Consider the following 8,047-nt stretch of genomic DNA (forward strand, 5'->3'; position numbering starts at 1 on the left):
GGGGGATTCCGCCCCTCGCGGGGTGGGGTTCCTGCTTCACAGCCGATTGCGGAAGGGAGGACCCTTGCCGTCTCACACCAGCTCCACAGGCATCACCCGAGGACTCTCGGGCTGCGACACGTCCTGCCGCACCGATGTTCTTCGCCGCGTTGGTGTCCCGGTGGTGGCGGGTGCGGCAGGCCGGGCAGGTCCACGCCCGAACCGAGAGTTCGAGTTCGGCGAGCAGGTGCCCGCAGGCCGAGCAGGTCTTGGAGGAGGGGTACCACCGGTCGATCACGACCAGGCGGCGCCCGTACCGGGCGCACTTGTACTGCAGTTGGCGGCGGAACTCAGCGAGCCCGGCGTCGAGCACGGCCCGGTTCAGCCCGGCCTTCTGGCGGACCTTCGTGCCCGGCTTTTGGAGGGTGCCTTTCGCGCCGGCGGTCATACCCCGGATGTTGAGGTCTTCAATCGCGATCACGTCGTAGTCGCGCACCAGACGGGTGCTGGTCTTGTGCAGGAAGTCCTGGCGGGCGTGGCGGACCTTGCGGTGGGCGACCGCCACCGTGCGCTTGGCTTTGCGGCGGTTGTTCGACCCCTTCTGGCAGCGCGCCATCCTGCGCTGGTAGCGGGCCAGGTTGCGTGCCTTGCGCTGAAGGTGGCGCGGGTTGGCGATCGTCTCGCCGGTGGACAGGGCCGCGAAGTCCTTCACCCCCAGATCCACTCCGGCCTCGGCCCCCGCATCCGAGGCGGGCTCGGGCTCGGCGGTGTCCACGGCGAAGGTCACGTACCAGCGGCCATCCGGTTCGCGGGAGACAACCACCATGGTCGGGCTCAGGGTGCCCAGGTCCGCCTCGGGCCAAGACCACGCCACCTCCAGCGGCGCGGCCTGTTTGGCCAGGAACAGGCGGCCGTGGCGAATGCGAAACGCCGAGCGTGTGTAGTGGGCGGACTGGCGGGAGTTGCGGTTTTTGAAGCGCGGGTACCTGGCCCGGCCCGCGAAGAAGTTCGCGAACGCGGTGTGCTGGTGGCGCAGCGTCTGCTGCAGCGGCACCGAGGACACCTCGGACAGGAACGCCAGGTCCTCGGTTCGCTTCCACTCGGTCAGCGCCGCGTCGGTCTGCTTGTACGACGTCATGCGGCCTTCGGTGCGGTAGGCGCGGTGGCGTTCGGCGAGCGTCTTGTTCCACACCAGGCGCACACACCCCAACGTGCGGCCCAACTGGGCCGCTTGGTCGGGGTTCGGGTAGGCCCGGCACTTGTACGCCGTCCGCATACCCCCAAGTTTGCAGAAAAGTACGACATGAATAAGCCACGCCGGATGGTGGCGCCCGGACTCCTTCCCGACCTCAAGGCCGGGCCATCCTCCAGGAGGAATCGGTGACCGGTGCGAGCGCAGGTTTCGGGGCCGCTGTCGCGCGGCGCTTCGCCCGGGAAGGGGCGCGGGTCGTCGCCTCCGCACGCAGGGCGGACAGGCTCGCGGGCCTCGCCGAGGAGATCGGCGACGGTGTCCTGCCCCTCGAACTCGACGTGCGGGACCGGGCCGCGGTCGAGCGCGTGATCGGCGGACTGCCCGGGGAATTCGCCGAGATCGACGTCCTGGTCAACAACGCCGGCCCGGCCAAGGGCCTCGAACCGGCGCAGCGGGCCGATCCCGACGACTGGGAGCAGATGGTCGACACGAACTGCAAAGGGCTCATGTACTGCACGCGCGCCGTGCTACCCGGCATGGTGGATCGCGGCGGCGGCCACATCATCAACATGGGGTCGATCGCCGGGACCTACCCCTACCCCGGTGGCAACGTCTACGGGGCCACCAAGGCGTTCGTCCGCCAGTTCAGTCTGAACCTCCGTTCCGACCTGCACGGTAGCGGCGTGCGCGTCACCGACGTGGCGCCCGGCCTCGCAGGGGGCACCGAGTTCTCCACGGTGCGCTTCGAGGGCGACCAGACCAAAGCGGACGCCGTCTACGCCGGAACCCAGCCGCTCACCCCCGAGGACGTCGCGGAGTCGGTGTACTGGGCGACGGCGCAGCCGGCGCACGTGAACATCAACACGATCGAGCTCATGCCCCTCGCCCAGAGTTTCGCGGGGCTGCGGGTGCACCGGGAGGGCGGCTGAGGGACACACCGCCCCGGTCCGGCACATCTACCGGCGCGGCGGACCTCAGCCCGCTGGCGCCGCCACGTCCCGCTTGACCATACGGCGGGAGTTCTCGGGGTCGAGCCCCCAGCTCAGGATCCGCCGCGGGTGGATCCTGATCACCTCGTCCCCGAACGGCGACACGCCGGGGCCGCGCAGCAGCTCCGCCTCGCCCCGGACCTCGATCCCGCGCGCCCGCCACGGTTTCACCGAGACCAGGTCGTCGACCACGAACGACACGTACGGGTGCGACTCGGCGTTGCGCCACTTTCGGCTGGTGGAGAGGTCGTAGCCCACGACGTCGATGGTCTGCTTCTCGGTGTTGTAGTGCACGCCCACGGGGCGGTTCTGCGGGTAGCCGTCCGGCCCGACGGTGGCGAGGCGCCCCAGCCGCTGCCCGTCCAGGTACTCGATCTCGGCTTCGGTGAACATCATGCCGCCATTCTCGTACGCGGTGCTCGCGTGCGGTCAACGAATCGCCGCGGATCCCGGCGGCCGCCGCCCGCACGCGGCGGCCCCGGCCCTTCAGCCGCGCAGCATGGCGCGGTGGGCGAGGTCCCGGCAGACAACGGCGAAGTCGAGTCCGGCCGCCGCCACAGCGAGGGGGAAGGTCGAGGTCTCGGTCATCCCCGGTGCGACGTTGACCTCCAGGAAGCGCACCCGTCCGCCGCTGTCGACGATGAGGTCGGTTCGCGAGAAGTCGCGCAGCCCCAGGGCACGGTGCGCGGTCAGCGCGGTCTCGGTTGCGGCCCGCACCGTCTCCTCGGCCAGCCGGGCCGGGCAGAAGAACTCGGTGCGGCCCGGGGTGTAGCGTGCGGTGTAGTCGTAGACGCCGCCATCGGGCACGATCTCCACCGGCGGCAGCGCGAAGGGGCCCTCGCCCGTGTCAAGGACGCCGACCGCGATCTCGGTACCGGACAGCCGCTCCTCGACGAGCGCGGCGTCGCTGTAGGCGAAGCAGCTCACCAGCGCCGCCGAGAGCTCTTCGACAGAGTCGGCGGGAGTGGCGCCGAACGCCGACCCTCCCTGGTCGGGCTTGACGAACAGCGGTGACCCGAGCGCGGCGACGATACGCTCCAGCAACGCGGGCGCGCCCAGGTCGTGGAAGGCCGACTTCGGCAGCGTCACGCCCCGCGCCACCTCCGCACCGCGCTCGGCGACCAGCGCCTTGGCGGTGGGCTTGGCGAAGGCGACCCGGCAGGCCTGGGGCGGCGCCCCGACGTAGGGGACGCCGCTCAGCTCCATGACCTCGCGGATCGCGCCGTCCTCGCCCGAGGCGCCGTGCAGTACCGGGAACACCACCTGCGGCGGGTCGTCCGCCAAACTCGACAGCAGCGAGGCGTCGACATCGGCGATCTGGACCTCGAGGCCCAGGCGGCGCAGGGACTCCGCGACGCGCCGCCCGGAACGCACGCTGACCTCGTGCTCGGGAGACATCCCGCCCGCGAGTACGAGCACCCGGTCCAGATCGGCCACGGTCCTGCCTTCTTCCTGTCCTGCTGCTGCCACGACGAACCGCCCGGGCTATGGGAGGTCGGGGGTGGGAGCGTCGGTCCCGCCGGTGTGCGGCGCCGACGCGCTGCCGAAGGTATCACGCAGCGAGGTCTCGCTCTCGATGACGCCGACGAGGCGGCGGATCCCCTCGCGGATCTGCTCGGGGGTGGGATAGCAGAACGACAACCGCATGTTGCGGTGCCCTTCGTCGGAGGCGAAGAAGCCGGTTCCGGGGACATAGGCCACCCGCTCGGTGACGGCGCGCGGCAGCATGGCCTTGGAGTCGAGCCCGTCAGGGAGCGTGACCCACACGAAGAACCCGCCCTGGGGACGGGTCCAGCGGCTCCCCGCCGGCATGAGCGCCTCCAGCGCCGCGAGCATGGTGTCGCGGCGCTCCCGGTACATCTCGTTGAAGTCTTTGATCTGCTCCCGCCACGGATGGCTGGACAGGTAGCGGCCCACGACCATCTGGTTGAAGGTGGAGTGGCTGAGCATCGCCGACTCGGCGGCCAGTACGAGCTTGGCCCGCACCGCCGGAGGGGCCAGCGCCCAGCCGATCCGGAATCCCGGTGAGAGCGTCTTGGAGAAGGAACCCAGGTAGATGACATTGTCGGGGGCGTCCGCGCGCAGTACGCGGTCAGGTTCGCCCTCGTAGCGGAGCAGCCCGTAGGGGTTGTCCTCCAGGACCAGCAGACCATGGCGCTGGCAGATGTCCAGGACCTGCCGCCGCCGCGCGGCGCTGAGCGTGACGCCGGCGGGGTTCTGGAAGTTGGGCACGGTGTAGAAGAACTTCACCCGGCGCCCGGCGGCGGCGAGGTTGCTCAGGGCCTCCTCCAGCGCCTCGGGGACAACGCCGTCGTCGTCCATCGCGACGTGGTGGATGTCGGCCTGGAACGCCGAGAAGGTGTTGATGGCGGTGACGTAGGTGGGGGCCTCGGCGAGGACGACGTCGCCTGGATCGATGAACACCCTGGTGACGAGGTCGAGGGCCTGCTGGGAGCCGACGGTGACGATGATGTCGTCGGAGCTGGCCTCGATCCCCTCCAGGCTCATGACGTCGCAGATCTGCTCGCGCAGGACGGGATCGCCTTGGGCGGATCCGTACTGCAGCGCCGTGGTCCCCTGTTCGGCGACGACCCGCTGCACGATGTCGCCGATATGGTCCAGCGGAAGCGCGCTCACGTTGGGCATTCCGCCCGCGAGGGACACCACCTCGGGGCGCGAGGCGACGGCGAAGAGCGCCCGGACCTCCGAGGCCACCATCCCCTGGGCGCGCTCGGCGTAGGAACCGACGTAGCGGTCTATGCGCGAGCCCCGCTGGGAAGGCTGGTGCTGGGACTCTCGGGGATCAACGGACACGGTCCACCTCCGCTGGTTCGGCCATGGATATTGGGACGCCTGAAGCCACGAAACGGTTCGGGACTCGCGCGGAGCGGGCGGTGCGCGAGCGCGGTTCGGCGCGCCGGGCGGCTCAGCCAAGACGACTCGGACGAACCGAGAATCGCCAGCCAGTGTACGTGCCCGTGTCCGTCCTGTGACCATCGCCCCGCAACCGCCGGAGCGTCCGGCCGCCGCGCCGTGGCGGCGTGAGACGCCGCTCGTTTTAGGGCGGCGGCCCGGGGGCGCTCCCCCTCCTCCCCTCGGGCCGCCGCTGGTGGCCCGCCCTGCGCGTGCTTCCCGTTGCCCCCTCTTGCACGGGACGCGCCGGCGGGCCGGATAATGGCATTTCGCCTGCGCTCATGCACTACTCCATCCCAGCGCACCGGAAGCGGCAAAGGTTGCAGCCCGTTGCAATCTAAATACATACGGTTGCCGAACCGCCACTCGCCTCCTACTCTCCGGAGCCGGACCGGTGAGTAGGGCGTCACAGGGCCCGAATCAGCCGGGGAGTCGCTGGCCGGCGAGGTCGCCCCGGAGGCGGCGGATCGCCGGTGCGCACGAGCCGGGCAGCAGCGCCGCCGCGTCCTCCGGGCCGCGAACGGAGACAAGCAGCTTCTCGTTGAACCGGTAGGGGCGGCTCTGGACGACTCCGCCCAGGTGGCGGCGGAGCCGCGACATCTCGGCCCGGACCGTGACCTCCCGGTCCTGGTCTCCGAAGAGGTCAGCGGCGAGCTGGGCCGCGCTGCGCCCCTCGCGGTTGCAGGACAGCAGGAACAGCAGTTCCGCGTGACGCGAGGTGAGCCGGCGCGTCCACTCCCCGCTCTGGCTGGTGACCGAGAGCGAGGGCTCCGAGGGGTGTGTCAGATCCAGAACCACGTGCGTGGCCGGGGCCGGCTCCGTATCGATCGGCCGCAGCAGCCAGCCGCCCGGCAGGGGCTCCATCCGGCACTCACCTAGGACCGGGAGCCAGATGTTGCCGGCCTCGGGGCGTTTGGGCAGCAGCACCCTGCGGACCGGGTCCATGTGCGCCACCGCCGCCGTCCACCCGTTCTCGTCCACGACGAGCGCCTTCTCCCGCAGTTTCGCGAGCAGGGGCGCGGCGACGACGCGCAGCCGTTCGAGGTGCGCATGGTGCACGCACCGCAGCTGGGACTCGGCCAGCTGCGCCGTTGCGTTGACCAGACCGAGCGTGGACGGGTGCGCGGTGACCGCCGCGCCGCTGAGGTCGATCGCGCCGACCAGTTTGCCGTCGCGTGGATCGTGGATCGGCGCACAGGAGCAGGTCAACGGGTGCAGGCCGCGCAGGTAGTGCTCGGCGGAGTAGACCTGCAGCGGGCGGTCCACCACCAGCGCCGTTCCTATGCCGTTGGTCCCGGCGACGCTCTCCTCCCAGGCGGCCCCCTCGACGAGACCGAGTCCGTCGCCGATGCGACGCACGCTGCTGGGGCCTTCGCGCCAGAGGATCCGCCCCTTCTCATCGGTGATCAGCATGACGTGGCCGGCGTCCTCGGCGACGGAGACCAGTGAGCTGCGGAGCATGGGCAGCAGTTCCAGGAGCGGTGAGGTGTTGCGGCGCTGCTCGATCTCCTCCTTGCGCAGGACCGGGGCGGGGGCACGCCGATCCGGGTCGATGCCCAGTCGCCGCACCCGTTCCCAGGAGTCGGCGATGACGGGGCGGGGGCGCGCCGGCGGGACTCCCCCGGAGAACGTGGCTTCGTGGACCCGGTGCAGCAATCGCGCGTACTCTCTGGGATCCGTGCCCGCGGGCAGGGCGGTGTCCAGTTGCTGTTGCGCCACGATGACCCCACTGAACTCACGCATGCAATGAGTTTTCATCCTTATCCGAGCGCAGCGGGCGGTCAACAACGCTCCACCGCAAGCCGGGGGTTGGTCGGTGATCGGTGCCGGCGACGACCGTTTCCATCGGATCGCTGTCCAGGCAACGATGATTCGGGATCCATCGGGGACCGAAAGACCGCGGGTGATCGGACCTTACAGACACCGCCATCGGCTCCGCACGCGCTCTTCCCGGACGGGCGGGGCCGGTTTCCCGGCTGCCGGAACCGCCCTGAGATGCTGATACGCGCAGTCGTCGACACAGAGAGGGGCGCGCGGTGGCGTTCGTGATCCGGGTCGCGGAGTTCGTCGGGCGCTGGTTCGCCGTACTGGTCCTCCTCGGCGCGGCGCTGGGCCTCGCCGCACCGGACCAGGCGGCGCGCCTCGCACCGGCCATCACCCTCATGCTGGGCGTGATCATGTTCGGCATGGGGCTGACGCTTCGGCCGGGCGACTTCGCAATCGTGCTCAAGCGCCCCCAGGCGGTGCTCATCGGGCTCGCGGCGCAGTTCCTGATCATGCCGCTCATCGGTTACGGCATCGCGGTACTGCTGCATCTGCCGCCGCTGCTGCTCGTGGGGTTGGTCCTCGTCGGTGCGGCTCCGGGCGGAACGGCCTCCAACGTGATCGTCTACCTGGCACGCGGCGACGTCGCCCTATCGGTGGCGATGACGTCGGTCTCCACACTGCTGGCCCCGCTGTTGACACCCCTGCTGGTGCTGTGGCTGGCGGGTTCCACGCTCCCGGTTCCCGCGGGGGAGCTGCTGGTGACGATCCTGCAGGTGGCCATGGGGCCGGTACTGGCCGGTCTGGTGATACGCGCGGTGGCCGCGCGGTTCGTGCGGCGCCTGCTGCCCGTTCTTCCGCTGATCTCGGTGAGCGGGATCGTCCTGGTGGTCGCGGCGGTCGTCGGAGCCAACGCGGAGGCCGTCCTGGGAACCGGTGCGCTGCTGGTCCTGGCGGTCGTGCTGCACAACGGCGCCGGCCTGGCTCTGGGCTACGCCGCCGCCCGGCTCGCCCGGCTGCCGGAGTCGGCACGGCGGGCGGTGAGCGTCGAGGTGGGCATGCAGAACTCCGGGCTGGCGGCGGCACTAGCCACCGCGCACTTCGCGCCGCTGGCCGCCCTGCCCGGCGCGCTGTTCTCCGTGTGGCACAACATCTCCGGAGCGCTGATCGCCACGTTCTGGGCGCGGCGTGTGCCCGAGCAGAAGACGGA

At 70.6% G+C, this 8,047-nt stretch carries 7 protein-coding genes; 2 read left to right on the forward strand and 5 right to left on the reverse strand.

All coding sequences use genetic code 11. The annotated features are described in order from the left end of the window. On the reverse strand, positions 1-1,255 hold a 1,255-nt coding region (locus VS93_RS25275; protein WP_046472363.1), incomplete at its 3' end, for an RNA-guided endonuclease InsQ/TnpB family protein. A gap of 104 nt (positions 1,256-1,359) precedes the next feature. Between VS93_RS25275 and VS93_RS25280 the strand changes: the two genes are divergently transcribed. Continuing rightward, positions 1,360-2,100: an SDR family oxidoreductase gene (locus tag VS93_RS25280; protein WP_201776756.1), complete on the forward strand. Its 741-nt coding sequence runs from the start codon at positions 1,360-1,362 to the stop codon at positions 2,098-2,100. A 45-nt stretch (positions 2,101-2,145) separates the two neighbouring features. On the opposite strand, the gene VS93_RS25285 is transcribed toward VS93_RS25280, so the two are convergent. The 4 genes from VS93_RS25285 to VS93_RS25300 form a co-directional block, all read right to left on the reverse strand. After that, positions 2,146-2,556: a PPOX class F420-dependent oxidoreductase gene (locus VS93_RS25285; protein WP_046472359.1), complete on the reverse strand. Its 411-nt coding sequence runs from the start codon at positions 2,554-2,556 to the stop codon at positions 2,146-2,148. A 90-nt stretch (positions 2,557-2,646) separates the two neighbouring features. Then, positions 2,647-3,597 (reverse strand): D-alanine--D-alanine ligase family protein, encoded by a 951-nt coding sequence (locus tag VS93_RS25290; RefSeq protein WP_046472360.1) that lies wholly within the window; start codon positions 3,595-3,597, stop codon positions 2,647-2,649. Positions 3,598-3,645: 48 nt separating this feature from the next. Then, positions 3,646-4,974: an aminotransferase-like domain-containing protein gene (locus tag VS93_RS25295; protein WP_046472361.1), complete on the reverse strand. Its 1,329-nt coding sequence runs from the start codon at positions 4,972-4,974 to the stop codon at positions 3,646-3,648. A gap of 519 nt (positions 4,975-5,493) precedes the next feature. After that, positions 5,494-6,816 carry a helix-turn-helix domain-containing protein gene (locus VS93_RS25300; protein WP_236700732.1) on the reverse strand — a complete coding sequence of 441 codons (1,323 nt, stop codon included), beginning with the start codon at positions 6,814-6,816 and terminating at the stop codon, positions 5,494-5,496. A gap of 293 nt (positions 6,817-7,109) precedes the next feature. Between VS93_RS25300 and VS93_RS25305 the strand changes: the two genes are divergently transcribed. Further along, the coding region (locus VS93_RS25305; protein ID WP_046472362.1) for a bile acid:sodium symporter family protein at positions 7,110-8,047 on the forward strand (938 nt) is incomplete at its 3' end.

This window comes from Allosalinactinospora lopnorensis (assembly GCF_000981225.1).
Lineage (GTDB): Bacteria > Actinomycetota > Actinomycetes > Streptosporangiales > Streptosporangiaceae > Allosalinactinospora > Allosalinactinospora lopnorensis.

Excerpts from the sequence above, each read along its gene's own strand:
- VS93_RS25300 (WP_236700732.1), bottom strand. The coding sequence starts at position 6,816 with ATGCGTGAGTTCAGTGGGGTCATCGTGGCGCAACAGCAACTGGACACC.
- VS93_RS25285 (WP_046472359.1), bottom strand. The coding sequence starts at position 2,556 with ATGATGTTCACCGAAGCCGAGATCGAGTACCTGGACGGGCAGCGGCTG.